The organism is Streptomyces scabiei 87.22, assembly GCF_000091305.1.
Classification (GTDB): Bacteria; Actinomycetota; Actinomycetes; order Streptomycetales; family Streptomycetaceae; genus Streptomyces; species Streptomyces scabiei.
The window spans coordinates 2745398-2770990 of the sequence record NC_013929.1; the positions used below are offsets into that span (position 1 = coordinate 2745398).

18 protein-coding genes are annotated in these 25593 nt (G+C 71.6%); 7 read left to right on the forward strand and 11 right to left on the reverse strand.

Translation table 11 applies throughout. The features are described 5' to 3' along the window. Nucleotides 1–189 precede the first annotated feature (189 nt). On the forward strand, nt 190–2646 hold the full coding sequence (locus SCAB_RS11470; RefSeq protein ID WP_013000234.1) for a DNA gyrase/topoisomerase IV subunit A: 2457 nt from the start codon (nt 190–192) through the stop codon (nt 2644–2646). Nucleotides 2647–2656: 10 nt separating this feature from the next. Here SCAB_RS11470 and SCAB_RS11475 read toward each other — a convergent pair whose 3' ends face one another. Further along, a complete protein-coding gene (locus tag SCAB_RS11475; protein WP_041670557.1) occupies nt 2657–3802 on the reverse strand; it encodes a CobW family GTP-binding protein in 1146 nt (381 codons plus the stop codon). Between the two features lie 720 nt (nt 3803–4522). Between SCAB_RS11475 and SCAB_RS11480 the strand changes: the two genes are divergently transcribed. From SCAB_RS11480 to SCAB_RS11500, 5 genes are all read left to right on the forward strand, one after another. Next, complete coding sequence (locus tag SCAB_RS11480) at nt 4523–5080, forward strand: DUF6082 family protein (protein ID WP_013000236.1); 558 nt, start codon at nt 4523–4525, stop codon at nt 5078–5080. 234 nt (nt 5081–5314) lie between these two features. Beyond that, nucleotides 5315–5551 carry a hypothetical protein gene (locus SCAB_RS11485; protein WP_037724008.1) on the forward strand — a complete coding sequence of 79 codons (237 nt, stop codon included), beginning with the start codon at nt 5315–5317 and terminating at the stop codon, nt 5549–5551. A 145-nt stretch (nt 5552–5696) separates the two neighbouring features. After that, the gene (locus SCAB_RS11490) at nt 5697–6635 is read left to right on the forward strand and encodes a sucrase ferredoxin (RefSeq protein ID WP_013000238.1); all 939 of its coding nucleotides are present in this window, start codon (nt 5697–5699) and stop codon (nt 6633–6635) included. Nucleotides 6636–6752: 117 nt separating this feature from the next. Beyond that, nucleotides 6753–8519, forward strand: coding sequence for an ATP-binding protein (locus SCAB_RS11495; RefSeq protein ID WP_049875694.1), 1767 nt, complete (start codon nt 6753–6755; stop codon nt 8517–8519). Next, entirely contained in the window at nt 8516–9196 is a 681-nt protein-coding gene (locus tag SCAB_RS11500; protein WP_013000240.1) for a response regulator, read from the forward strand. The genes SCAB_RS11495 and SCAB_RS11500 overlap by 4 nt, the downstream gene beginning before the upstream one ends. 34 nt (nt 9197–9230) lie before the next feature. Here the strand turns inward: SCAB_RS11500 and SCAB_RS11505 are convergent, their stop codons facing one another. From SCAB_RS11505 to SCAB_RS11515, 3 genes are all read right to left on the reverse strand, one after another. Continuing rightward, nucleotides 9231–10823, reverse strand: a complete 1593-nt coding sequence (locus tag SCAB_RS11505; protein ID WP_013000241.1) for a solute symporter family protein — start codon at nt 10821–10823, stop codon at nt 9231–9233. Further along, a complete protein-coding gene (locus tag SCAB_RS11510; protein WP_013000242.1) occupies nt 10820–11353 on the reverse strand; it encodes a DUF485 domain-containing protein in 534 nt (177 codons plus the stop codon). The genes SCAB_RS11505 and SCAB_RS11510 overlap by 4 nt, the downstream gene beginning before the upstream one ends. 222 nt (nt 11354–11575) lie before the next feature. Continuing rightward, the gene (locus tag SCAB_RS11515) at nt 11576–13696 is read right to left on the reverse strand and encodes a DNA gyrase/topoisomerase IV subunit B (RefSeq protein ID WP_013000243.1); all 2121 of its coding nucleotides are present in this window, start codon (nt 13694–13696) and stop codon (nt 11576–11578) included. A 469-nt stretch (nt 13697–14165) separates the two neighbouring features. Between SCAB_RS11515 and SCAB_RS11520 the strand changes: the two genes are divergently transcribed. Beyond that, a complete protein-coding gene (locus SCAB_RS11520) occupies nt 14166–14396 on the forward strand; it encodes a DUF7455 domain-containing protein (RefSeq protein WP_013000244.1) in 231 nt (76 codons plus the stop codon). 126 nt (nt 14397–14522) lie between these two features. Here the strand turns inward: SCAB_RS11520 and SCAB_RS11525 are convergent, their stop codons facing one another. The 7 genes from SCAB_RS11525 to SCAB_RS11560 all read right to left on the reverse strand — a co-directional run bounded on the left by SCAB_RS11525 (nt 14523) and on the right by SCAB_RS11560 (nt 25368). Next, a complete protein-coding gene (locus tag SCAB_RS11525) occupies nt 14523–15338 on the reverse strand; it encodes a S1 family peptidase (RefSeq protein WP_013000245.1) in 816 nt (271 codons plus the stop codon). 170 nt (nt 15339–15508) lie between these two features. Continuing rightward, nucleotides 15509–16383 (reverse strand): IS5 family transposase gene (locus tag SCAB_RS44705; RefSeq protein ID WP_397962628.1). Its coding sequence is split into 2 segments (ribosomal slippage): nt 15509–15991 and nt 15994–16383, totalling 873 coding nucleotides; the frame shifts between segments, so codons are not numbered across the junction. 43 nt (nt 16384–16426) lie between these two features. Continuing rightward, nucleotides 16427–17971 (reverse strand): RNA polymerase sigma factor, encoded by a 1545-nt coding sequence (locus SCAB_RS48375; RefSeq protein WP_041670560.1) that lies wholly within the window; start codon nt 17969–17971, stop codon nt 16427–16429. Between the two features lie 868 nt (nt 17972–18839). Further along, entirely contained in the window at nt 18840–19727 is an 888-nt protein-coding gene (locus SCAB_RS11545; RefSeq protein WP_078580098.1) for a FadR/GntR family transcriptional regulator, read from the reverse strand. A gap of 185 nt (nt 19728–19912) precedes the next feature. Then, nucleotides 19913–22012, reverse strand: a complete 2100-nt coding sequence (locus tag SCAB_RS11550) for an ABC transporter ATP-binding protein (RefSeq protein ID WP_013000249.1) — start codon at nt 22010–22012, stop codon at nt 19913–19915. A 196-nt stretch (nt 22013–22208) separates the two neighbouring features. Beyond that, nucleotides 22209–22967, reverse strand: a complete 759-nt coding sequence (locus SCAB_RS11555) for an NUDIX hydrolase (RefSeq protein WP_013000250.1) — start codon at nt 22965–22967, stop codon at nt 22209–22211. 151 nt (nt 22968–23118) lie between these two features. Then, the gene (locus SCAB_RS11560) at nt 23119–25368 is read right to left on the reverse strand and encodes a glycogen debranching N-terminal domain-containing protein (RefSeq protein WP_374194889.1); all 2250 of its coding nucleotides are present in this window, start codon (nt 25366–25368) and stop codon (nt 23119–23121) included. Nucleotides 25369–25593: the final 225 nt, after the last annotated feature.

Genomic DNA, 25593 nt, shown 5'->3' on the forward strand with positions numbered 1-25593 from the left:
GGTCGGCGCACGCTGTTGACGTCGCGGTCCCACGAGGCCGTGCCCGGCGGTCGGCGCCGGGTCGTGTCGGGGTTGTCGGTGCGGCAGTCCACAATGGTGCGCGTCAGTCCCGTTCACGTCTCGCCGAGAGTGAGCCGGAGACGTGAGCGCCCCGTAGGTGAGCGACCAGAAAAAGAGGAGCCGGCAGCGATGGCCCGCCGCAGCACGAAGACCCCGCCGCCCGACGACGCGTTCGAGGAGCGGATCCTCGACATCGACGTCGTCGACGAGATGCAGGGCTCCTTCCTGGAGTACGCGTACTCGGTCATCTACTCCCGAGCCCTGCCCGACGCCCGTGACGGTCTGAAGCCGGTGCACCGCCGGATCGTCTACCAGATGAACGAGATGGGCCTGCGTCCCGACCGCGGCTATGTGAAGTGCGCCCGCGTGGTCGGCGAGGTCATGGGTAAGTTGCACCCGCACGGCGACTCCTCCATCTACGACGCCCTGGTGCGCCTCGCGCAGCCCTTCTCCATGCGGCTCCCCCTGGTCGACGGCCACGGCAACTTCGGCTCGCTGGGCAACGACGACCCGCCGGCCGCCATGCGGTACACCGAGTGCCGGATGGCCGACGCGACCAGCCTGATGACGGAGTCGATCGAGGAGAACACGGTCGACTTCTCCCCGAACTACGACGGCCAGGAGCAGGAGCCGGTGGCCCTGCCCGCCGCCTTCCCCAACCTGCTGGTCAACGGCGCGTCCGGCATCGCCGTCGGCATGGCCACCAACATGCCGCCGCACAACCTGGGCGAGGTCATCGCGGCCGCCCGCCACCTCATCCGGTATCCGAACGCCGATCTCGACACGCTGATGAAGCACGTCCCCGGCCCCGACCTGCCCACCGGCGGCCGGATCGTCGGCCTCTCCGGCATCAGGGACGCGTACGCCACGGGCCGCGGCACCTTCAAGATCCGCGCCACGGTGACGGTGGACAACGTGACGGCCCGCCGCAAGGGCCTGATCGTCACCGAACTGCCGTTCACCGTCGGCCCGGAGAAGGTGATCGCCAAGATCAAGGACCTGGTCGGCGCGAAGAAGCTGCAGGGCATCGCCGACGTCAAGGACCTCACCGACCGCGCCCACGGCCTGCGCCTGGTCATCGAGATCAAGAACGGCTTCGTGCCGGAGGCCGTCCTGGAGCAGCTCTACAAGCTGACGCCGATGGAGGAGTCCTTCGGCATCAACAACGTGGCCCTGGTCGACGGCCAGCCCCTCACCCTGGGTCTGAAGGAGCTGCTGGAGGTCTACCTCGACCACCGCTTCGAGGTCGTCCGGCGCCGCTCGGAGTTCCGCCGCGGCAAGAGGCGCGACCGTCTGCACCTGGTCGAGGGTCTGCTCACCGCGCTGGTGGACATCGACGAGGTCATCCGGCTGATCCGCTCCAGCGACAACTCCGCCCAGGCCAAGGAGCGCCTGATCGAGCGCTTCGCCCTGTCGGACATCCAGACGCAGTACATCCTCGACACCCCGCTGCGCCGCCTCACCCGGTTCGACCGCATCGAGCTGGAGTCCGAGAAGGAGAAGCTCAACACCGAGATCGCCGAGCTGACCCGCATCCTGGAGTCGGACGCGGAGCTGCGCAAGCTGGTCTCCGGCGAACTGGCCGCCGTGGCGAAGAAGTTCGGCACCGAGCGCCGCACCGTGCTGCTGGAGTCCTCGGGCACCCAGGTGGCCGCGGTCCCGCTGCAGGTCGCGGACGACCCGTGCCGGGTGCTGCTGTCGTCGACCGGTCTGCTGGCCCGGACGGCGAGCGCCGAGCCCTTCACGGCGGACGAGGACGGCAGGCGCACCAAGCACGACGTCATCGTCTCGGCGGTCCCGGCGACGGCCCGGGGCGAGGTGGGCGCGGTGACCTCCACCGGCCGCCTGCTGCGCCTGAACGTGGTCGACCTGCCGCAGCTGCCGGACACCTCGGCGGCCCCCAACCTGTCGGGCGGCGCCCCGCTGGCGGAGTTCCTCACCCTTCAGGACGGCGAGACGCTCGTCTGTCTGATGACGCTCGACGAGTCCTCGCCCGGCCTGGCCATCGGCACCGAGCAGGGTGTCGTCAAGCGTGTGGTCCCCGACTACCCGTCCAACAAGGAGGAGCTGGAGGTCATCTCGCTCAAGGAGGGCGACCGGATCGTCGGCGCCGTCGAGCTGCGCACGGGCGAGGAGGACCTGATCTTCATCACGGACGACGCCCAGCTGCTGCGCTACCAGGCCGCACAGGTCCGCCCGCAGGGCCGCCCGGCCGGCGGTATGGCCGGCATCAAGCTCACCGAGGGCGCGAAGGTCATCTCCTTCACCGCCATCGACCCGGCCGTGGACGCGGTCGTCTTCACGGTGGCGGGCTCCCGCGGCACCCTCGACGACTCCGTCCAGACCACCGCCAAGCTCACCCCGTTCGACCAGTACCCCCGCAAGGGCCGTGCCACGGGCGGCGTCCGCTGCCAGCGATTCCTCAAGGGCGAGGACTGCCTCTCCATCGCCTGGGCGGGCCCCGCTCCGGCCCGCGCCGCCCAGAAGAACGGCACCCCCGCCGACCTGCCGGAGATGGACCCGCGCCGCGACGGCTCGGGCGTGTCCCTGGGCAAGACGGTGGCGTCGGTGGCCGGGCCGGTGTGAGCGCGGGGCCTCACAGGTCGTCGTAGGAGGTCTCGGGGTCTTCGGCCCCGGCCTCCTTGACGTAGCGCAGGACGCCCCACATGCCGTGCTCGTCAGCCTGCGGGGCGTCGTCGTCCCTCCTGCACGCCTCCAACTCCTTGCGCAGGGCGGGGGCGTCGATGCCGGCGCCGATGAGCACGAGCTGCGTGAGCCTACGGCCTTCACCGGGTCCGTTCTCGTCGTCGGCCCAGGGCTCGGGGTAGAACCGCAGGAACCGCCCGACGGCGTGCACGCCGTAGCGATTGCGCGGGTCGTAGGGACCGAAGTCGACGTACCCCTTGATCCGGTAGAGCCCTTCGGCACGCCCGTCCAGGAACTCCATGAGCCGACGCGGATCGAGCGGCACCTCGGAGACGAAGGAGACGCTGTCGTAGCCGGTGTGCAGATGGCCGGCGTGCCCGTCCCGGGCGCCGTCCCCGTCGTGGTCGTCGTGATCCTCTGAATCGTCGAGGTCGTGTCGGTGCAGGTCGTCGAAGGAGAGTTGGCCGAGGCGCTCCTCGGAGGGCCGGCAGTCGAACAGGAACTCGGGGTCCACGCGCCCGTAGGTGGCGGGCACCACGGCGGCGCGGTCGGCGAGGGAGCGGACGAGCGAAAGGATCCGTTCCCCTTCCCCTGCCCGGTCGAGCTTGTTGACGACGACCAGGTCGGCGAGGGCGAGGTGCCGGTCGATCTCGGGATGCCGCTGCCGGGTCTCCGGGAACTCGGCCGCGTCCACGACTTCGACGAGCCCGCCGTACACCACCCGGCGGTTCTCGCTGGCGAGCACCATCCGCACGAGCTCCTGCGGTTCGGCGAGCCCGCTCGCCTCGATGACGATGACGTCGATCCCGGCGGCGGGAGCGGCCAGCCGTTCCAGGTACTCGTCCAGTTCGGCGACGTCGACGGCACAGCACAGACATCCGTTGCCGAGCGACACGGTGGAGTCCCCGAGCGCGCCGGCGACCGCCATGGCGTCGATCTCGATCGCCCCGAAGTCGTTGACGACGGCGCCGATGCGGCTGCCGCCGCTGCGGTGGAGGAGGTGGTTGAGCAACGTGGTCTTACCGGAGCCCAGGAATCCGGCGAGGACGACGACGGGGATCTGCGGGGGACTCTGCGAGCCGTGCCGTTCGTCCAGGCCGTCCAAGCCCTTCAGGTCGTCCGGGCCACGCGAACCGTGCGGGCTCACACCTTCCTCCGATCCTGGGCTCGACACGGGGTCCGGGCTCGACACGGGGTCCGGGCTCGACACGGGGTCCGGGCTCGGCACGGGTCCCGGTCCGCGTCCTGGCACGGGCTGAAGCCCGGTTGCCGACTCAGGCCCGGCTGCCGGCTCAGGCCCGGCTGCCGGCTCAGGCCCGAGCCCTGACACCGGCCCGCGTCCCGACTCGGACCCGGTTGCCGACTCGGCCCCGGGCGCGGACTCAGGGCGCGCTCCGGGCTCCGGCTCCGGTCGCGTGTGCGCCCCCTGGCTCGACGACTGGCTCAACGCGCTCCCTCTCTCCCGTCGTTGCGTGCGCCGGCTCACGGCCGACCACCGTACGGGGCGGGCTCAGGGACCGGTTCCCACCGGAACAGCCCAGCTCCCGTGCGTTCTTGCAGGCGCCCCAGGATACGAGTGGGGCCGAACGCCCTGTGTGGAGTGCGCGCTTGTCAGCGGCGCCCGAGGGGCACACGTTGGGCATGGCGCCGGTCCGCGCGACCCGCACATCCCTCCGTGCGCCTCTTCTCCGCCTCCCGGCCGGCCACTGCCGCTCGGCGACACTGGGAGGCGGCAAGCGCCGCCCAGCGCTCGCCGGTCCCATCCCGTCGCCCCGCACCGACGACCGGCGGACGGCCGCCTGAACCGGGGGTTGACATGACCACACAGAATCCTGGGGCGCGCGGACTCGGTCCCGCCGCGGCAGCGGGCCTCGCCTTCGCGGTGGGAGCACTGGGCGCGCTCGCCGTGGAGCGGCGCGTCCGCGCGGTACTCCGCCGTCTGGACCGGCTGGAAGGGCTGGAGCGGGAGGCCCAGCGGCACGCCGCCCTGATCGCCTACCAGCGGCACAACGTCGACCTGGTCATGAAGGCGGCCGCGGACCCGACGCTGCTGCCCGTCCTGAACGCCTACGAGGACGAGCTGTCCACCGACAGACAGCGGCAGTACCTCTTCGCCAACCTCCTCTACAGCCACGTCCTCCAGGGCTACCGCGTGGGTGTCTTCAGCCGGGCGGAGCTGTACGGACATCTGCGCGGCATCTTTCAGAGCGCCCTGATGCGCGACTACTGGGCCGCCACGCGTCATCACCGGTCGAGCCTCAAGGAGGGTTCGGAGGAGTCGGAGATCGGCAGGATGGTCGACGCGCTGATCAGCGACCTGGAGGAGGCCGACACGGACGAGTGGTGGGTCGTGGGCGAGCCGCCCGCGGAATGAGCCCCTCGTTCCCGGGACGCTCACCGCCGAGGCCCACGTCCCCGTGACGCCCGCGCCCGTGACGCCCATGCCCGTGCCGCTCACCCCCCACGGCGCTCGCTCGCCAGGGTGCGACCCCCGCCCCCGCCTTCACTCCCGCGCCCCCGGGACGCGGGCGCATCAGGAGGCCTCATGAGGCTAAGTTTGGCCCGCTCAACATCGCTGTCACTACTCATGACCCAAGGATCGAACCCGTTGAAAATCGTGCGCCGCATCGGTGCCTCCCCTCGGGAGAGGGGCAGTGCCGCGGGGCAGACATGCCCAGACATCTTCGAACTGCAGGATGGCAACTTCGCAGTGATCGGGACCGACCGGACAGAGAAACTCGACCCCGAGCTTCCTGCCGACGCCTCGCGCGCTGACTACGAGAGGATCGTGGTCATCAGCCGCGACACTCTCATCCGGGCAAAGTCGGACATCCCCGACGCCTGATCCTGAAACGGGGGCTCGCCTGCACTACAGCGCGGGCCCCTCGCGCCGCCGTTCCTCTCGCACAGCCCCCTTGCGGCACCCCCGCCGGCACTCCTTCGGTCCGCCCCGGCGCCACGCGGACGCAAGTCAGGTTAGGCTCACCTCTGTGAGTACGTGCACATCCGCGTCCCGACTTCTCGGCGAGCCCCTCGCCGGGACCGCCGCCACGGCGAGGACATGGCTGCTGCTGGAACAGTCCGGCCCCTGGGGCGTCAACGCGCTCACCTCCAGCCACCTCGACCCCGTGCTCGGCCGCGCCCTCGAAGCCGCGGCCGAGGGCACCGGCGTACGCGTGGCGCTCATCCGGCGTCCCGGTCGCCACGCCGACCGCCGTGAGGTCCGCGAGCGCCGTGTGTACGTGGCCCACACCGTCCCCGGCAACGTCTGGCTGTACACCGCCACGACGTCCGACCCCCGTGAGCTGCTCGGCCTCGATCTCGCCGCCCTCGGACGGGGTGACCACCGGTCCTTCGGGACGGTCCTGCGGGGCCGGCCGCACACCGACGGCCCGCTCGCGCTCGTCTGCACCAACGGCAAGCGCGACCGCTGCTGCGCCCTCCTCGGCCGGCCGCTCGCCGCCGAACTGGCCGCCTCGGGGGTCGAGGGCACCTGGGAGGTCACCCATCTGGGTGGTCACCGCTTCTCCCCCACCGTGCTCGTCCTCCCCTTCGGATACGTGTACGGCCGCGCGGAGGCCCACCACGTCAAGGAGGTCCTCCAGGGCGTACGGGACGGCCGCGTCGTCACCGAGGGATGCCGTGGCAGCTCCGCCTGGGAGCGCCCCGGCCAGGCCGCCGAACTGGCGGTGCGCACCGAGACCGGCGAGGACGCGGCCGACGCGCTCACCATCCTGCGCACGGACGGCACGGCACCCCACTGGGACGTGACCGTCGCCCACGCCGACGGCCGCCGCTGGACCGTCGCCGTCTCCCAGGGCCCCGCCCAGCCGCCCCGCCCGGAGAGCTGCGGCTCCCCGCTGGGCTCCCCGGCGAGGATGGACGTCCTGGCCGTACGGGAACTGTCGCCCGCGGCGGTCGGCCGCTAGCCGTCCGGCGCGCCCACATCCGCTGCCCGCCGGGATCACCGTACGAACGCCCCGGTACTGAGATCCGCGCCACACCCCACTACGACCGGCCCACCCCGTCCACGTACGGTCATGGGTATGAGTCCCGCTCCCCTCGCACGCCGCCTGCGGTTCGGCATGCCGCGGCGGGTGTTCTCGCAGGTCCTGCTGATGCAGGTCGCGATCGCCGCCGGTGTCGCCGTCCTCGCGACCGGGCTGTTCCTGGCGCCGCTCAGCCAGCAGCTGGACGACCAGGCGATGCGCCGCGCCCTCGCGATCGCGCAGACCACGGCGGCCCAGCCGCAGATGGCGCGGGACCTGGTGTCGACCCGGCCGTCCGTGACCGGCCCCGTGCAGGTCGAGGCCGAGCGGATCAGGAAGGCCAGCGGAGCCGAGTACGTGGTCGTGCTCGACCGGCGCGGCGTGCGCTGGTCGCACCCCGACCCGACGGAGATCGGCGGGCTCGTCTCGACCGACCCGCGCCGCGCCCTGGCCGGGAAAGAGGTCATGGAGATCGACTCGGGGACCCTGGGACGCTCCGCCCGGGGCAAGGTGCCGCTGCGGGACGCCGACGGAAGGATCGTCGGCGCCGTCTCGGTCGGTATCGAGTACGACAGCGTGCGCGACCGGCTGTTCCACGCGATCCCCGGGCTCCTGGCGTACGCCGGCGGCGCCATGGCGGTCGGGGCGCTGGCCGCGTATCTGATCTCCCGGCGGGTCCACCGTCAGACCCGGGACCTGGCCTTCTCCGATATCGCGGGGCTGCTCGCGGAGCGCGAGGCGATGCTGCACGGCATCCGGGAGGGCGTGGTCGCTCTGGACCGCGCCGGGCGCGTACGCCTCCTGAACGACGAGGCGCGGCGGCTGCTGGGGATAGGCGACGAGGCGGTCGGCAGCTCGCTCGACGACGCGCTCGGCGCCGGCCGTACGACGGACGTGCTGGCGGGACGGGTCACCGGCACCGATCTGCTGACCGTACGCGGACAGCGGGTGCTGGTCGCCAACCGTATGCCCACCGACGACGGCGGCGCCGTCGCCACCCTGCGCGACCGCACCGAGCTGGAGCAGCTGGGGCGCGAGCTGGACTCCACACGCGGCCTGACGGACGCCCTGCGCGCCCAGGACCACGAGCACGCCAACCGGATGCACACCCTCCTCGGCCTGCTCGAACTGGAGATGTACGACGAGGCCGTCGAGTTCGTCGGCGAGGTCGTCGGCGAGCACCGGGCCACCGCCGAACAGGTCACCGAGAAGATCCACGATCCGCTGCTCGCCGCGGTGCTGGTCGGCAAGGCCACCGTCGCCGCCGAACGCGGGGTCGCCCTCTCGATCGCGGACGGCACGATGCTGCCGGACCGGCTGATCGACCCGCGGGGGCTCGTCACCGTCGTCGGCAACCTCGTCGACAACGCCTTGGACGCCGTCGCGGGCACGCCGTGCGCGCGCGTGGAGGTCGATCTGCGGACCGAGGGGCGTACGGCGGTCCTCCGGGTCCGCGACACGGGCCCCGGAGTGCCTCCCGACAAGAGGGAATTGATCTTCACCGAGGGTTGGTCCACCAAGACTCCGCCCGCCCATCGCGAGCGCGGCATCGGGCTCTCCCTGGTGCGCCGGCTGGCCGAGCGGCAGGGGGGCACTGCCCGGGTCACGGAGGCGGCGGGCGGCGGCGCGGAGTTCACCGTCGTCCTGCCCGACGCACTCGCGGAGCACGGCCTGGTGACACCGGCGCCCTCGGCGGCACCCGCCCCCGTGGCGCCAGAGGACGGACCGGCGCGGCGGGACGGGCCGGGCGCCGGCCACGACGGGCGGCCGGGCTCCGCGCGGGAGCCCGAAGCCGCCGGCACAGCCGACAAGGAGCCGCGATGATCGAGGTCCTGATCGTGGACGACGACACCAGGGTCGCCCGCGTCAACGCCGCCTATGTGGCGAAGGTCGCCGGTTTCCACGTCGCCGGGGTGGCCCACAGCGCGGCCGAGGCGCTGCACCGCCTGGAGGCGCTGCCGCACGTCGACCTGGTGCTGCTGGACCACTATCTGCCGGACGACACGGGGCTCGTGGTGGTCCAGGAGATGCGGCGCCGGGGCCACCAGTGCGACGTGATCATGGTGACGGCGGCCCGCGACGTCTCGACCGTTCAGGCCGCGATGCGCCAAGGCGCGCTGCAGTACCTGGTCAAACCGTTCGCGTTCGCCGGGCTGCGGGCCAAGCTGGAGGCGTACGCGGAGCTGCGGCGCACCCTGGACGGCGGCGGTGAGGCCGAACAGGCGGAGGTGGACCGGATCTTCGGCGCGCTCTCGGCGGGCGGCGAGCCGGACCTGCCCAAGGGCCACTCCGCCACCACCACCGAGCTGGTGCGCCGCGCCCTGATGAGCGCCGAGGGGCCGCTGTCGGCCCAGGAGATCGCCGAGCGGACCGGACTGAGCCGCCAGACCGCCCAGCGCTATCTGAAGCTCCTGGAACGCACGGGACGGGCCCGGCTGACCCTCAAGTACGGGGACGCCGGCCGCCCGGAACACCGTTACGAGTGGGCGACCCGCCCCTGAGCACCCGTGAACCGCCGGGGGGCCTGCCCACCGCTCACACCGCCCCGGCGCCCGTCAGCGAACGCACTTCTGTCTCCGCGTGCTTGGCCTCGTCCGGCGGTTCGGCCGACAGGACCGTGCCGAGCCAGCCCGCGAGGAAGCCCAGCGGGATGGAGACGAGGCCGGGGTTCTGCAGGGGGAAGACCTGGAAGTCGAGGCCGGGGAAGAGCGAGTCGGCGCTGCCCGACACGACCGGCGAGAGCAGCACGAGGACCAGGGAGGGGACCAGCCCGCCGTACACGGACCACACCGCGCCGCGTGTGGTGAAGCCGCGCCAGAACAGCGAGTAGAGCAGCACGGGCAGGTTGGCGGAGGCGGCCACCGCGAAGGCAAGGCCCACGAGGAAGGCCACGTTGAGATCCTTGGCCAGCAGCCCCAGCACGATGGCGACCATGCCGACACCGACGGCGGCTGTCCGGGCCACGGCGACCTCGCTGCGCGGCTTCGAACGTCTGCGCCGCAGCGAGGCGTACAGGTCGTGGGCGACGGACGCCGACGACGCGAGGGTGATGCCGGCGACGACCGCGAGGATCGTGGCGAAGGCGATGGCGGCGACGACCGCGAACAGGACCGTTCCACCGGTGGAGTTCGTGCCGCCGCCCAGATCGAGAGCGAGCAACGGCACCGCCGTGTTGCCGGCCGCGTTGGAGCTGCGTACGGCCTCCGGGCCGACCACGGCCGCCGCGCCGAAGCCGAGCACGATCGTCATCAGATAGAAGCCGCCGATGAGGCCGATCGACCAGACGACCGAGCGGCGCGCGGCCCGTGCGGTGGGCACCGTGTAGAAGCGCGACAGGATGTGCGGCAGACCGGCCGTGCCCAGCACCAGCGCGAGTCCGAGGCTGATGAAGTCGAAGCGCGAGACCCAGTCACCGCCGTACTTCAGCCCGGGGGCGAGGAACGCGTCGCCGTGTCCGCTGCGCTCGGCGGCCGTCCGCAGCAACTGGTCGAAGTCGCCGTGGAACCGCACCAGGACGAGCACGGTCAGCGCGACCGCCCCGCCCATGAGCAGGACGGCTTTCACGATCTGGATCCAGGTGGTGGCCCGCATCCCTCCCAGTGACACGTAGACGACCATGAGCGCGCCGACCCCGATGACCGTCCAGGCCTGTGCAGCCCCGCTCTCTCCCCCCAGCAGCAGCGCGACGAGGGTGCCCGCTCCCACCATCTGCGCCACCAGGTACAGAACGGACACGGTCACCGAGGAGGTTCCCGCGGCGATCCGCACCGGCCGCTCGCTCATCCGGGCCGCGACCACGTCGGCGAGCGTGAACCGCCCGCAGTTGCGCACCAGTTCGGCGACCAGGAACAGCACCACGAGCCAGGCGACCAGGAAGCCCACCGAGTAGAGCAGCCCGTCGTACCCGAAGAGGGCGATGAGCCCCGAGATACCGAGGAAGGACGCGGCGGACATGTAGTCGCCCGCGATGGCAAAACCATTCTCCATGGGGGAGAACAACCGCCCCCCGGCGTAGAACTCCTCCGCCGAGCCGTGCCGGTGACGGCTGACCCAGGTGGTGATGCCCAACGTGACCGCCACGAACAGGCTGAACAGCAGCAGCGCCAGCATCTGGTGGTCGGTGGTCATCGGACGCCCCCTCGGAGGCCACGCGTCAACTCCTGGGTGTCCCAGCGCAGATCGAGCGCCGCCCGGTCCCGGCGCAGCCTGGCGTGCCGCGCGTACGCCCAGGTGAACAGGAACGTCGTGAGGAACTGTCCAAGCCCCGCCAGCATCGCCACGTTCACCGAACCCGCCACCGGCCGGGCCATCAGACCGGGGGCCGTGGTCGCCGTCACCACGTACGCCACGTACCAGCCGAAGAAGAGGGCGACGCCGGGGATCACGAACCTGCGGTAGCGGCTGCGCACCTCCTGGAAGGCGGCGCTCCGCTGGACCTCCAGGTAGACCTCCGCCGCGTCCCCGCCCCCGCGCGCCCCGGCCGCGGTCGGGGCGGGCCCGTCCGTGCCGTCCAGCTCGCCCCAGCCGGAGGCCAGCGCGTCGTACCAGGGATCGTCGAACCGCACGTCCTCGTCGGCGAGGCCGTGTCCCTCGTGCTGCTCAACCGGGTTCTCAGAACCACCCTCGCGTCGGCGGGGACGGCCGGTGCTTGACTGCATGCCCAAGCATGGACAGAGCGGAAAGACCCCTGGCGTGCCTCTGCGCGATTGTTCACCCCATCAGGTGAAGCACCGGCCAGCCTCCCCCACCCGGGACGAGCCTCCGCACCCGCGGCGGCCGGGAGGGACGACACACCTGCGGAGCACTCCGGCCCCCACACGAGGAAGAGCGCCCGGGACCGGCCCGGACGCCCTCCGACGAAGCCCTGCGGGTGTATACACCTAGGCGTCGATGCGCGACCGGTCCAGCGTGGCCGCCGAGCTGGAGATGAACTCCTTGCGCGGGGCGACGTCGTTGCCCATCAGCAGGTCGAACACCTGCTCAGCGGCCTCCAGGTCCGACAGGTTGATCCGCCGCAGCGTCCGGTGACGCGGGTCCATGGTCGTCTCCGCCAGCTGGTCCGCGTCCATCTCGCCGAGGCCCTTGTAGCGCTGGATGGAGTCCTTGTACCGGACGCCCTTGCTCTGGAACTCCAGCAGCCGGTCGCGCAGCTCGCGGTCCGAGTACGTGTAGACGTACTTGTCCTGCCCCTTCTTCGGCTGGACCAGCTCGATCCGGTGCAGCGGCGGCACGGCCGCGAAGACGCGCCCCGCCTCGACCATCGGCCGCATGTACCGCTGGAAGAGGGTCAGCAGCAGGCACCGGATGTGCGAGCCGTCCACATCGGCGTCGGTCATCATGATGATCTTGCCATAGCGCGCCGCGTCGATATCGAACGTACGTCCGGACCCTGCCCCTATGACCTGGATGATCGCGCCGCACTCGGCGTTCTTGAGCATGTCGGTCACGGACGACTTCTGGACATTGAGGATCTTGCCGCGAATCGGCAGCAGCGCCTGGAACTCGGAGTTCCGCGCGAGCTTGGCCGTACCGAGCGCCGAGTCTCCCTCGACGATGAACAGCTCGCTGCGCTCCACGTCGTCGCTGCGGCAGTCGGCGAGCTTGGCGGGCAGCGACGAGGACTCCAGCGCCGTCTTCCGCCGCTGCGCGTCCTTGTGCTGACGTGCGGCGATGCGCGTCCGCGCGGCGGCGACCGCCTTCTCCATGACGACCCGCGCCTGCGCGGCGGCGTCACGCTTGGCCGAGGTCAGGAACGCCTTGAGCTCCTTGGCGATCACCTGCGCGACGATACGGCGGGCCGCGGACGTCCCGAGGACCTCCTTGGTCTGACCCTCGAACTGAGGTTCGGCGAGACGCACGGTGACGACGGCCGTGAGACCTTCGAGGGCGTCGTCCTTGACGATGTCGTCCTCGGCGACGCGCAGCATCTTCTTGGCGCGCAGCACCTCGTTCATGGTGGAGGCCACGGCCTGCTCGAAGCCCGCCACATGGGTGCCGCCCTTGGGGGTGGCGATGATGTTCACGAACGACTTGAGAGTCGTGTCGTAGCCGGTGCCCCAGCGCATGGCGACGTCGACGCCGAGTTCGCGGGTGACCTGGGTGGGGGTCATCTGGCCGTGCTCGTCGAGGACCGGCACGGTCTCCTTGAAGGTGCCCTGCCCGGAGAAGCGGAGGATGTCGCAGACGGGCTTGTCGGACGCCAGGTACTCGCAGAACTCGCTGATGCCACCGTCGAAGCGGAACGACTCCTCACCCTTGCTGCCGCCCTCACCGAGGCCGAACTCGTCCCGGACGACGATCGTCAGCCCGGGGACGAGGAAGGCGGTCTGCCGGGCGCGCTGGTGCAGGTGCTCCAGGGAGAGCTTGGCGTCCTTGAGGAAGATCTGGCGGTCGGCCCAGTAGCGCACGCGCGTGCCGGTGCGCGTCTTGGGGATCCGCTTGCCCTTGCGCAGCCCGCCGGTCTCGAACTTGGCGTCCGGCCCGATGCCCGCGAAGGCGCCGGGCACTCCGCGCCGGAAGCTGATGGCGTGGGTGCTGCCGTTGCGGTCCACCTCCACGTCCAGGCGGGCGGAGAGCGCGTTCACCACGGAGGCGCCCACACCGTGCAGACCGCCGGAGGCGGCGTACGAGCCGCCGCCGAACTTGCCGCCGGCGTGCAGCTTGGTCATCACGACCTCGACACCGGACAGGCCGGTCTTGGGCTCGACGTCGACCGGGATGCCCCGGCCGTTGTCCCGCACCTCGACCGAGGCGTCGTCGTGGAGGATCACCTCGATGTGGTCGCAGTAGCCCCCGAGGGCCTCGTCCACGGAGTTGTCGATGATCTCCCACAGGCAGTGCATCAGGCCTCGACTGTCGGTCGAGCCGATGTACATCCCGGGGCGCTTCCGCACGGCCTCGAGCCCCTCGAGGACGAGCAGGTGCCGCGCGGTGTAGTTGGAACCGTCCCGGTCTGCTCCGGTCAGCAGCGCTGTGGACGGCACGGACGTATCGGCGGTCACGCGGTTCGCTCCTCGCTGAATTTCAGGTGAGGCCCTTTTGGGTAAGGGGCCGGGCTCTGTTGCCGGTTCGAGGGTACCGAGCCCTGGTAGAGCCGCTGTAACGCCACCCTCGTGGCGAAACTCAGGGTAGTCCAGACTCGCATACGCGTTCGATCCCTCGATGGGGTGAAGTACATATCACGTTCCCTTCGAGGCATGAACCATTTAGGCTCCGGGCACGTCCTCTTGAACAACCGGCAACCCAGCCGGGAGGACCGTACAACCGATAGAACGACCACCAGAACCACCGACAGACAGCGCGAAGCCCGTACGACACGAAGACACGCACTACGGCTCATTCGCCGCCAACCGGCAGCAGACAGTCGGCCCGGAAAGATTTTTTCGAGTTAAAGCCGCGAGCGGGAACGTTTTCGGCCTGGTTGGATGTTGACCCTGGTACGACAGCTCGTCGAGCTAGAGAAGAGGCGACGTGACTACTGTTCTGACCCCCGCGACCCCGCTGACGGCCGCTGACCGATGCGACCGCTGCGGCGCCCAGGCCTACCTGCGCGTCGTCCTGCTGAGCGGTGGAGAGCTGCTGTTCTGCGCCCACCACGGCCGCAAGTTCGAGCCGGAGCTCAAGAAGATCGCCGCGGAGATACAGGACGAGACGGAGCGGCTCACGGCCGCTCCCGCGACCGCAGAAGAGGACGAGCGCTGACGCTTCGCACCTGACGACGAGCCGCCACCGGCTCGAGGCCGGTGACCGGGCGGCCACTCCCGTACCCACGGGGTGGCCGCCCTCTCTCGTTCCGCACCCGCCCGCCGCGGGGCCGTGAGCCGCCCCTCAGCGGCTTCCCGTGAGCACCCGGGCGATGTACGAGCCCCTGGTGTAGACACCCGGGCTTCCGGCAAGCCCACAGCCGCTCCCCCAGGAGACGAGGCCGATCAGCTTCCCCTGGGCGACCAGCGGCCCTCCGCTGTCCCCCTGACAGGCGTCCCGGCCGCCGTCCTGCTCCCCGGCGCACACCATGGACCCGGACAGGTACCGCCCGTCCGCGCTGCCCGGGTAGGCCTTCTCACAGACCTCGTCGGCCAGCACCTGCACCGGCGCGGCCCGCAGGCTCCGGCCGTAGTCCCCGGCACCGGTGGTGTCCCCCCAGCCGTAGACCGCGGCCGGCGTGCCGGGCCCGTAGGCGGGGTCGCCGGCCTCCGCCAGCCCGATGACCGAGGTCTCGGGCAGGGGCGAGGCCAGCGTCACCACCGCGAAGTCCCCGGCGTTCGTGTAGGGGTCGTACGCCGGATCGACCCAGGCACCGCTCACCGCGATCTCCTGGCCCTCGGCGGACTGCAGCTCGGCGCGGCCCGCGATGACCCTCAGGTCGCCGACACGCTCCGGAGGGCCGCCCAGCACGCTCTCGCTGAGGCAGTGGGCGGCCGTCAGGACGGTCGAGCGGCCGATCACGACACCGCCGCAGAACTGTCCTGCCCGTGTACCTCCGAACCGGTCACGGCTGGCCAGGGCCACCGTCCAGGGCGCCTGGGAGATCTCTACCGGATGACCACCGATGACGACCTCGGCCGACGCCGGCGGCGGTGCCGCCAGCGGTATGACGGCCGTGGTGGCCGCGACGGCCAGCAGTCGGGCGAACGATCGACGCATGCGTGCTCCTCACTCCGGGACAGGGATGGCACACCCAGAGTGATCCACCAGATCGGCTTCCGCAGCCGCACACACGCCGAAGGCCCGGCCCCTTCGGGGGAACCGGGCCTGCGGGAGCGACGGATCGGCGGGTGCCGTGCCGTCCCTAGGGTGCGTTTTGAAAGTGCTGGTCATAGCCACTCGTTGATGGCTGCGACCAGCACCGTCGCTTCGTAGCGGACGGCGAGCTTGTCGTATCTCGTGGCGACCGCACGGTGCCGTTTCAGGCGATTGATTCCGCACTCCACTGCGTGGCGCTGCTTGTAGTCGTCCTTGTCGAACTTGGGCGGGCGGCCGCCGTGGGAACCGCGTTTCTTGCGGTTGGCAATCTGGTCGCGCTTCTCCGGGATCGTGCAGCGGATGCCACGTTTGCGCAGGTAGTCGCGGTTCGCGCGGGAGCCGTACGCCTTGTCGGCACGCACCTTGTCCGGCCGGGTGCGCGGGCGGCCCTGCCCGAGCCGGGGCACCCGGATACGGCCCAGGACCACCTGGAACTGCGGCGAGTCACCACGCTGTCCAGCCGTGATGACCAGCGCCATCGGCTTCTGGGCCTGCTCGACCGCCAGGTGCAGCTTGGTGGTCAGCCCACCCCGGGATCGTCCGAGCCCGTGGTCATCGGGCTCGATGAACACACCACCTGGCGGCTCGATCTGCAGATCCCCTTTTTGCGGGCACCGGCCGCATGCTGGTGGGCGCGGGCGATGGTGGAGTCCACCGAGACGTCCCAGGTGATCAGCCCCTCGGCGTCGGCCCGGGCCTGCAGCTGCTCGAAGATGCGGTGCCAGGTGCCGTCCCGCTGCCAGCGCCGGAACAGACCGTAGACCGTCTCCCACGGGCCATACCGCTCGGGCACGTCCCGCCACGGAGCACCGGCGCGGGTGCGCCAGCGTATGCCGTCTATCAACTGCCGCTTGGTGTGCACCGGTGGCCGTCCGGGCTTCTTGCCGGCCGGGAGCAAGGGCTCCAGCTTCGCCCATTGTGCATTCGTCAGATCATGCCGTCCCACGAAGTGGATCTTGACACATCAAGATCCACTTCTGAAACGCACCCTAGTCGAGGTAGTCGCGCAGCACCTGCGAGCGGGACGGGTGCCGCAGCTTCGACATCGTCTTGGACTCGATCTGGCGGATGCGCTCGCGCGTGACGCCGTACACCTTGCCGATCTCGTCGAGGGTCTTCGGCTGACCGTCGGTGAGGCCGAAACGCATGGAGACGACGCCCGCCTCGCGCTCGGAGAGCGTGTCGAGCACGGAGTGCAGCTGCTCCTGCAGGAGCGTGAAGCTGACCGCGTCGGCCGGGACGACGGCCTCGGAGTCCTCGATGAGGTCACCGAACTCGCTGTCGCCGTCCTCGCCCAGCGGGGTGTGCAGCGAGATGGGCTCGCGGCCGTACTTCTGGACCTCGATGACCTTCTCGGGGGTCATGTCGAGTTCCTTGGCCAGCTCCTCCGGGGTGGGCTCGCGGCCCAGGTCCTGGAGCATCTGGCGCTGGACGCGCGCGAGCTTGTTGATGACCTCGACCATGTGCACCGGGATACGGATGGTGCGGGCCTGGTCGGCCATGGCGCGGGTGATCGCCTGACGGATCCACCAGGTGGCGTACGTGGAGAACTTGTAGCCCTTGGTGTAGTCGAACTTCTCGACCGCGCGGATCAGACCGAGGTTGCCTTCCTGGATCAGGTCCAGGAAGAGCATGCCGCGGCCGGTGTAGCGCTTGGCCAGGGAGACCACCAGGCGGAGGTTGGCCTCCAGGAGGTGGTTCTTGGCGCGGCGGCCGTCCTCGGCGATGATCTCCAGCTCGCGCTTGAGCTTGGGGGCGAGCTTGTCGGCGTTGGCCAGCTTGTCCTCGGCGAACAGACCGGCCTCGATGCGCTTGGCGAGCTCGACCTCCTGCTCGGCGTTGAGCAGCGGGACCTTGCCGATCTGCTTGAGGTAGTCCTTGACCGGGTCGGCGGTGGCACCGGCGGCGGCGACCTGCTGGGCGGGCGCGTCGTCCTCGTCCTCGTCGGAGAGCACGAAACCGGCGTTCTCGGTGCCCTCGGGCTCGTCGCCGGGCTTGCCGGCGGGTGCCTCCTCGAGGACCTCTTCCTCGGTGAGCTCGGCGTCGTCCTTCTTGGCGGTGGTCTTCTTCGCCGCCGTCTTCTTGGCGGCTACGGTCTTCTTGGCGGGGGCCGCCTTCTTGGCGACCGCCTTCTTGGCGGCGGCCTTCCTGGCGGGTGCGACGTCCTCGCCGGCGGGGTCGGCCACGGGCTCCGCGGGAGCGGCTGCGGCAGTGGCCTTCTTGGTGGTCACCGTCTTCGCCGCGACCGTCTTCGTGGCGGTGCGCTTGGCCGGACTCTTCGCTGCGACGCTCTTTCGGGTGCGCTTGGGCTCCGCGGCACTGACCATCAGCGTCACACCCTCTTCCTCGAGGATCTGGTTGAGGCTGCGCAGTACGTTCTTCCACTGAGTGGCCGGAATCTGGTCAGCTTCGAAGGCCCGACGCACATCGTCGCCGGCGATCTGCCCCTCAGCCTTTCCCCGCTCAATGAGCGCCATGACAGAGACGGACTCGGCGATCTCCGGCGGGAGCGTACGGGATGTGCTGGCCGACACGAACAACCTCTCGGAACGTTGGAAAACGGCTTCCGGCCCCGTCCATTACGGACCGGAGCCGACCACCGGCTTGGGAGTGGGCCGACGGTGCGGGCGGGGGCCGGGGAGATGCACAGCGCCATGAACGGCGTCCGTATTCCCTCCGCGACTGTCGCCTCTTAGGTCATCGCGTTGTTCCCACGAGCGTTACGCCCAATCTGCGTGGCCCGAGTCACACCCCGTAAGCGCGCAAAAGCGGTCAGACACTGGCAGAGGCGATCGATCGAGGCCACAACCGGTTCTGTTAGGACTGGTACCCGAACGATTCCGGAATGAACTCCGTGACCCGGATCATCGTCCCGGCCAAGTCCTGCGGGCCTTATTCGCGGCAGCCGCCGGGCGGGAGCGCTTCCCCTCGGTGGGCTCGCGCGCCGGTTCTGCGGCCGGCCGGTTCCGGCGCCTCACCCGGCCCCGGTGCTCTCGCCGGGGGCGGCGCACCCGCCGAATTTCACCACTCCGGTCGACCGCACCGTTCCGGTCGAACCCGCCGTTCCGGTGGACCTCGCCACTCTCGCCGATCCCCCGGCACCTGTCGACCCCCGTGGAGGGAACCGGTCCGACGACTCACCGGCGATTCACCCGGTGGCCGGTCCGGCGACGCACCGGGCGATAGTCGGGCGGTCGCCGGGCGATGCACGCGGTCCGACGCTCGGGACGGTCCTGGTACCGCACGGACCAGGAGGAATCGCGTCCCGGTCGCGCCGCCGGGCCCCGCCGAACCCCTGGGAGGATTCGCTGGGGCCCGGCGGCACGGGTCCGCCGGCCGAGTGACGCCACCCAGGGGTCGGCGCCCCGGCCGCGCCGGCCTCGTACCGCTCGCGGCGCGCCCTCAGTGCTCGCGCGGCGCCGGCACCACACGCTCCACCTCGGGGTGGACGGTGAGCAGCTGCCGCATGGCCGCCTCGGCGGCCCCTCCGTCGCCCGCCGCGAGGGCGTCGACGATCCGGGCGTGGTGCGTGAGGGTCGACTCGGTCGGCCGGTCACAACCGGTGGCCGGGCCGCCGGAGACCTGGAGGGCGGAGGAGACGATCCCGGAGAGGTGCTCCAGCATCCGGTTGCCCGCGAGCTGGATGAGCAGCGAGTGGAACTCGGCGTCGGCGCGCGAGAAGGTCAGCGGGTCGCCCTGGGCCATGGCGTGGCCCATGAGCTCGACCATGTCGGCCAAGCGCTGCTGCACGTCGTCGCGCCCGTGGCCGGCGGCGAGACGGGCGGCCAGCGGCTCGATCGTCCACCGCAGCTCGCTGAGCTCGCGCCGCTGGTTGTCGCGCTGCGGACCGAAGGCCCGCCATTCGATGATGTCGGGGTCGAGCAGGTTCCAGTCGCTGACCGGCCGGACGCGCGTGCCGACGTTCGGGCGTGCGCTGACCAGGCCCTTGGCCTCCAGGACACGCAGGGATTCACGGACGACGGTGCGGGAGACCTCGAAGCGCTGGCCGATCTCCTCGGGGACGAGGGGGCGGTCCGCGCCGAGGTCGCCGGAGACGATCATCTGGCCGAGCTGCTGGACGAGTTGGCCGTGCAGTCCGCGTCCACGGCTCCCGGCGGCGCGGCGGCCCACGCGGCCCAGCTCGGGGTCCGCGCCGTCCCAGGCGGGGAGGCCCACGCGGTCGACGCTCGCGGGTTCGGCGTAGGGGTAGCGGTCGAGTTCGCCCGGTCCTGCGAGGCCGGAGGCGGCGGAGCGGGCGGCGGTCATCATGGTGTGCGCAAGGGTACTCACGCATCCTTTGTCGGCTGCGTTTCCAACTCCCTTGAGGTCTTTGGTGAAAAGCACACGAAAGGGTGATCGCTCACCCCGTCGCAATTGACGCCTTATCGGAAAGAAATGGGCGTTCTACGAGGAGTTGTGCGCATTGCACCAACGGAAGGGCACGGACAGTGAGCACGAAAGGATGAGGACGATCATCACCTGACCCGGGCGCGGAGGTTGGTGAACACGTAGGCCCCCAGCAGTGCCGCCAGCGACAACAGCAGCGCCCCTCCCACGGGTTGGGAGATCGCCCGGGCCACGGCCTCCAGGTACCGCTCTCCCCCGAACGGCCACTGCACCAGCAGGAGTTCACGCAGCCGCACCGGAAACCCGACCGCGCTCCGCACGGTCGCCCCCTCCAGCGCCTGCTGCACCAGGGGTACGACGACGAGGGGGACGGCGACCACGGCCGCGAGCCCGGCGGACGTGGACCGGAAGACGCCCGCCGCGAGCACCCCGGCCCAGGCGCACCCCACGACGAGACCGAGCCAGCTCGCGCCGAGCGGGAACCAGCCGGCCGGAACCGAGACGAGTTCCGGTCCGTAGACGAGATAGAGCACTTCGAGGTCGCAGCCCACGGTGAGGACGGCGAGCAGCAGTGCGGTGGCCGCCGCGACGAGGAGTTTCGCGAGGAGCAGCCCCAAGCGGCGGGGGACGGTGCCGCGGTCCGCGGCAAGGGCGGGGTGGCGGAACTCGTCACCGAAGGCGATGGCTCCGAGCAGCCCCGCCCCGATGGCCGCGGGCGGCAGCGGCAGCTCACGCGGCCACGCCGCCAGCAGCCGTGGCTGCGGGGTGTGCCCGATCCCTGCCAGGAACACCGCCACGAGGGCGGAGGTGACGAGTACGGCCGCGGCGGTGACGTAGGCGGTGCCGACCCCGCCCGCCCGCCGCAGCTCGTAGCGCAACGGCCGCAGCGGGCTCGGCGCCGGACGCACGGTGATGGGTGGGGGCAGCGACGGCAGCGGCTGATTCTGCGACTGCGGCTCGGCGTAGGGCGCATCGCGCGGGTCGTGATCCGGGCGGAGCCCGAGGTCGCCACGGGGGCCGGGATCATCACGCGGACCGAAATGATCACTCGTCCCGGGATCCGCGTGGGGTGCGCAGGGCTCAGCGGGTCCGAGGTCGACGAGAGGCGCCGGGTTGACCTCCGACGCCTCGTCAGCACAGATCCACGGCTCGACCGGAGCCGACCGAGGACCGTCCGCGGGCGCGGCGGTGGCACCGTCGGCCCCGGGTGCGCAGAGCTCGTCAGCCGGCCCCGGGCACTCCTCCGCCGGCCCTTCGGCCTCCCCGCCCGGGCCCCACGCGACCTCGGCCGGCCCCATGCCTTCCCCGGCAACCGACGCGGGCGTGGACGGCACCCCCGACGGCGACGGCGTGGGCCCCATGTCCCCGATCTCGTCGGCGAGTTGATGGACGAGGACGCCGTGCCGGAAAGCGGTCTCGCCGATCTCGGCACAGGTACTGCCGTACACCGACAGCCTGTTGCCGCCCTCCCGCACGACCTCCACGGAACGTCGCGCCGTCCGGGCCTCCTTCGCGAGAAGCACTTCGAGCCGGGCGGCGTACGGGGTGCGGACGGCGACCCTGGGCCGGAGCCGGGTGCGGGAGAAGTCCGCGACCTCCTGGTCGGCGACGAGCCTGCCTCGTTCGAGGGTGAGGACCCGGTCGGCGGTGCGCGCCGCCTCCTTCGGGTCGCCGGTGGTGAACAGGACCGTGCCCCCCTGGTCGGCGTGCGCCCGCATGATCCCGTGCAGCCACCGCCCCTCACGCACCGCCAGCCCGCCGGCGGGGTCGTCCAGCACCAGGGTGTGCGGGTCGGTCAGCAGGGCGCAGGCCAGGCCGAGCCGACGGTCCATGCCTCGCGAGAGTGTGTTCAGCCGTGCATCGCGGAGGCTGACCAGCCCCACGACCTCCAGGACTTCGTCGGCACGCCGCCCGGGCAGCCCGGCGGCCGCGCACAGCATCCGCAGATGACCCCGGACCGTGCGGGCGGGGTGCCCGGGCACGTCGCCGAGGAGGACGCCCACCTCACGCGTGGGATGGGCGATGCGATGGAGGAGGCGCCCTCTGAAGTAGGCCACCCCACGGCCGTGTTGGAGTTCGAGGGCGAGTCTCAGAACCGTCGACTTGCCCGCACCGGGAGCCCCGAGGAGTGCGGTGACACGGCCGGAGTGCGCCTCGAAGGACACATCGTCGACGGCGGGCGGGAACTCCTTGCGGGGATTGCTGGTCAATCCGATGGCCTGGATCACCCTAGGCAAGATAGCGCGATATGTCCGTTTTCCTGGGTACCTTGCGCTGTACTTCGCGGAGCGCCTCGCGGTCACCGGGCGAGCCACGCACGGTTCGCGAGCCCCGCACTTCACCGCGCCCTCCCGTCGGCACCTCGGCGGCTCCCACGGGCGAGACCACCGCGCCCGGCGGCGGACGCTCCCTCTCTCCGCCGGATCAGACCTCGGGGCGCAGCATCGGCGGGTTGAGGAGGGTGGCGCCGCCGGCGCGGAAGAGCTGGGCGGGCCGGCCCCCCTGCCGCGTGGTGGTACCGCCGGTGGGCACCAGGAATCCCGGCGTTCCCGTCACCTTGCGATGGAAGTTGCGCGGGTCCAGCGCCACACCCCACACCGCCTCGTAGACACGGCGCAGCTCGCCGACCGTGAACTCCGGCGGGCAGAAGGCGGTGGCCAGCGACGAGTACTCGATCTTGGAACGGGCACGCTCCACCCCGTCCGCGAGGATCTGCGCATGGTCGAAGGCCAAGGGTGCCACCGGGTCACCGTCACGCCCGTAGCCGCCCTGCTCCAGCAACTCCTCCACGGGCGCCCAGCGTGCGCTGTTGGCGTCGCCTCCCGGCCGGGGCGCGGGCAGGTCGGGGGCGAGGGCGAGGTGGGCGACGCTGACGACCCTCATCCGGGGGTCGCGCTTCGGGTCGCCGTAGGTCGCCAACTGCTCCAGGTGCGCGCCGTTGTCCTGAGCCGGCTCGGACGGTTCATGGGCGGTCAGGCCCGTCTCCTCGGCAAGCTCCCGGGCAGCGGCCTGCGACAGGTCCTCGTCCGGCCGCACGAAGCCACCGGGCAACGCCCACCGCCCCTGGAACGGCTGTTCGCCCCGCCGTACCGTCAGTGCGCAGAGCGCGTGGCGACGGACGGTCAGCACGACCAGGTCCACGGTGACGGCGAAGGGCGGATAGTCCGACGGGTCGTAGGGCATGCCGCGATCATAGTCGTCTGCCTGACGATAAACACTCCCTTCGCGGTCGCTTCCCCACGTGATCCACTTCGGTCCGCCCCCTGTCCCGCAGGCCGCCCTCGGGACACGGAGAGCCGACGCCGTCCGTGGTGCCGTCCCGTGTCGCGCGAGGTCACACCCCCAACTGCAGTCCGTCGGCGGCTTCCTCGACCATCGCGAGCCCCAGTCTGCTGACGCGTACGGCGAAGGGGGCGCCGGCGACGCGCAGTCCCGTCATGCCGATCTCGCCCAGCGGCGCACTGCGCACCGGCCGCAGAGTCACCGCCCGGGCGGGGGCGTCGGGTCGGATCCCGACGAGGGTGGTGAGCAGCAGCACCCCGGCGGCCGCCGCCGTCGCGGCCGGTCTGCAGGCGGCCGGGTGCGGCAGCGGGGCCCCACCGGCGGTCCTCTGCTCCCCCGCGTACATCTCCGGCAGCCGATGGCCGAAGCTCTCCGACGCCGCCAGCACGCCCCTCAGCAGGGCGCTCGCCTCCTTCTCGTATCCGGCGGCCGCCAGTCCCGCGACCGCGACCGCCGTCTCGTGGACACGCACGGCACCGCTGCGATGACCGAAGGGGTTGTACGCGGCCTCTCTCGCCCCCAGGCTCCGCAGCCCCCACCCCGAGTCCATCGCGGGCCCTCCGAGCAGTCGGGCGAGCTGCTCGGTCCGGACCTTGTCGAGGAGTCCCTCAGCCTGCTCTCCCCCGCCGAGCAGCCCGGTGTCGAGAAGATGGGCGGCACCGGCACCCAGGTGCGGCACGGGACGCCCGTCCGGGGTGCGGGCGGCCGCGGGTCTGCCGCCGCCCCGGTCGTCGATCCAGAAGTCCGCCCCGAAGCGGCTCCGCAGCTCTCCCGCCCAGTCCCGCAGCTCGGCGCCGCCCCGTCGGCCGTACGCGCCGAGAAGGTCGGCGCCCAGCAGCGCGGCCCGGTGTGCCTGGGCCTGGGTCTCGCAGCGCAGCGGTCCGCCGGGATGCGGGTCGGGCAGGTAGACACCGCTGCCGACCGCCTCCAGCAGCCAGCGCAGGCAACGCTCGGCGGCGGGCAGCAGTGCCTCCGTCTCCTGCTCGGGGAGTCCCCATCTCCGGGCCTCCGCGAGGAGTACGGGGAACAACAGGGTCGCCTCCGTGCCCGTGCACCCCGGTGGCAGATGCGGGCCCGCGTCCCGCCGGGGTCCAGGAATCATGCCGGACCGGGCGTCCCTGCCCGCGAGTTGGGTGCGGGCCAGGGTACGCAGGGTGCCTGCCGCGAGGCGCGTGCCGAGCGGCAGCGTCATCCGGGCCGCGACGAGTGCGTCGGCCGGTGACAGTCCGCAGCGCCAGGGCGCGCCGGCCGCGAGGTGGGTGTCTGCCGGGTTTCTCGGGTCGCGCAGCAGCAGCGCCTCCAGATCTTCCAGACAGGTGGGCAGCAGCGACTGCGCCACCAGGTCGTCTCCCGCGACGCGGGCCCGGGCGAGCGGGCTGGTGGCGCCGCGTCCCACCGGTCTGATGGGTCCTGTGCCGTCGGGTCGCACGCGCAGTTCCACGCTCCGGCTGCCGCCGGGCGGGAGGTGCAGCTCCCAGCGCAGCAGTCCCGCGGAGGCCAGAGCGTCGGCGGGCGGAGGGTGGGCGGACACCGTGGAGTGCCCTTTCGCGCAGGACCAGCGCAGGCCCGAGCCGTGGACGGTCGCGGGCAGTTCCGGGCCCGCGCCGCCGGAGGCGACCGCCCCCAGCTCCGCCAGATCCGTGCCCAGGGACACCTCGACGGGCAGGCACAACGGCCGGAGGGCCGTGTTCCGCAGGGTGATCCGCTCCGTGCCGTCGGCGTAGCGGGTGCGCTCGACCATGACGTCCGGATCCGGTCCGGCGTCCGCGGACAGACGCAGCGTCGCCACGAACCGGGCTCGGTCGGCGGTCACCATCCGGGCCTGCACGGCGAGCGGTTCGCGTCCGGCCACCCTCACCTGGCAGCGGGAGAGCATGCGCCGTCCCGCGCGGTAGAAACCCTCCAGCCCGCTGCCGTTCAGCTGGCCCTGGTCCGTCGAGATCGCGAGGCCCGGCAGGGCGACACAGATCAGCGTGCTGTGGGCCGGGGGCAGCTCCCTGGGGCGGCGCGCGCCAGGGGCGGGAGGAGCTTGCGGAGCCAAAGTGCTCGCCCTACCCGAACGCCCGGGTGCCGAAGGGCCCTCGGTACCGGGCGCGGGGGCACCGGGGCCGCCCGGGCCGCCTGGCCGTGAGCCGGCGGCGCGGGCCGCCGGGGTGTGGGGCGCAAGGGCGCTACCGGCCGGGATGCGGACGTCCGGACGGGGAGTGTCGATGCCGTCCCCACGGGTGCGGGGCGAGGGCTGGACGGGCGTGCGGATGGTCGGGACGTCGTCCGGGGCGTCGGGCAGCGAGGAGAGGGGCATGGGGCGGCTTCTTCTGTGTTCAGCGCGCTCGGGGTGCGCTCGGCACCAGGTGGGGAGCCGGAGAGGGACGGGGTCACGAAGCGGCGGGACCAGGCCATGGGTACCGCCACACAGGTGAACGGAACGGCTGCGCTCCGGGTCACGGCCCCTGTCGGGAGAAGCCTTCCGAACCAGCACCTCGTGCCGCCGTGCGCACGGAGCCGGAACGCGACGGCCGCCGGACTT

Bases quoted from the DNA above. Each gene is read 5' to 3' on its own strand.
- SCAB_RS11470 (WP_013000234.1), top strand. From the start codon at position 190: ATGGCCCGCCGCAGCACGAAGACCCCGCCGCCCGACGACGCGTTCGAG.
- SCAB_RS11480 (WP_013000236.1), top strand. From the start codon at position 4,523: ATGACCACACAGAATCCTGGGGCGCGCGGACTCGGTCCCGCCGCGGCA.
- SCAB_RS11495 (WP_049875694.1), top strand. From the start codon at position 6,753: ATGAGTCCCGCTCCCCTCGCACGCCGCCTGCGGTTCGGCATGCCGCGG.
- SCAB_RS11500 (WP_013000240.1), top strand. From the start codon at position 8,516: ATGATCGAGGTCCTGATCGTGGACGACGACACCAGGGTCGCCCGCGTC.
- SCAB_RS11505 (WP_013000241.1), bottom strand. From the start codon at position 10,823: ATGACCACCGACCACCAGATGCTGGCGCTGCTGCTGTTCAGCCTGTTC.
- SCAB_RS11510 (WP_013000242.1), bottom strand. From the start codon at position 11,353: ATGCAGTCAAGCACCGGCCGTCCCCGCCGACGCGAGGGTGGTTCTGAG.
- SCAB_RS11525 (WP_013000245.1), bottom strand. From the start codon at position 15,338: ATGCGTCGATCGTTCGCCCGACTGCTGGCCGTCGCGGCCACCACGGCC.
- SCAB_RS11555 (WP_013000250.1), bottom strand. From the start codon at position 22,967: ATGCCCTACGACCCGTCGGACTATCCGCCCTTCGCCGTCACCGTGGAC.
- SCAB_RS11560 (WP_374194889.1), bottom strand. From the start codon at position 25,368: ATGCCCCTCTCCTCGCTGCCCGACGCCCCGGACGACGTCCCGACCATC.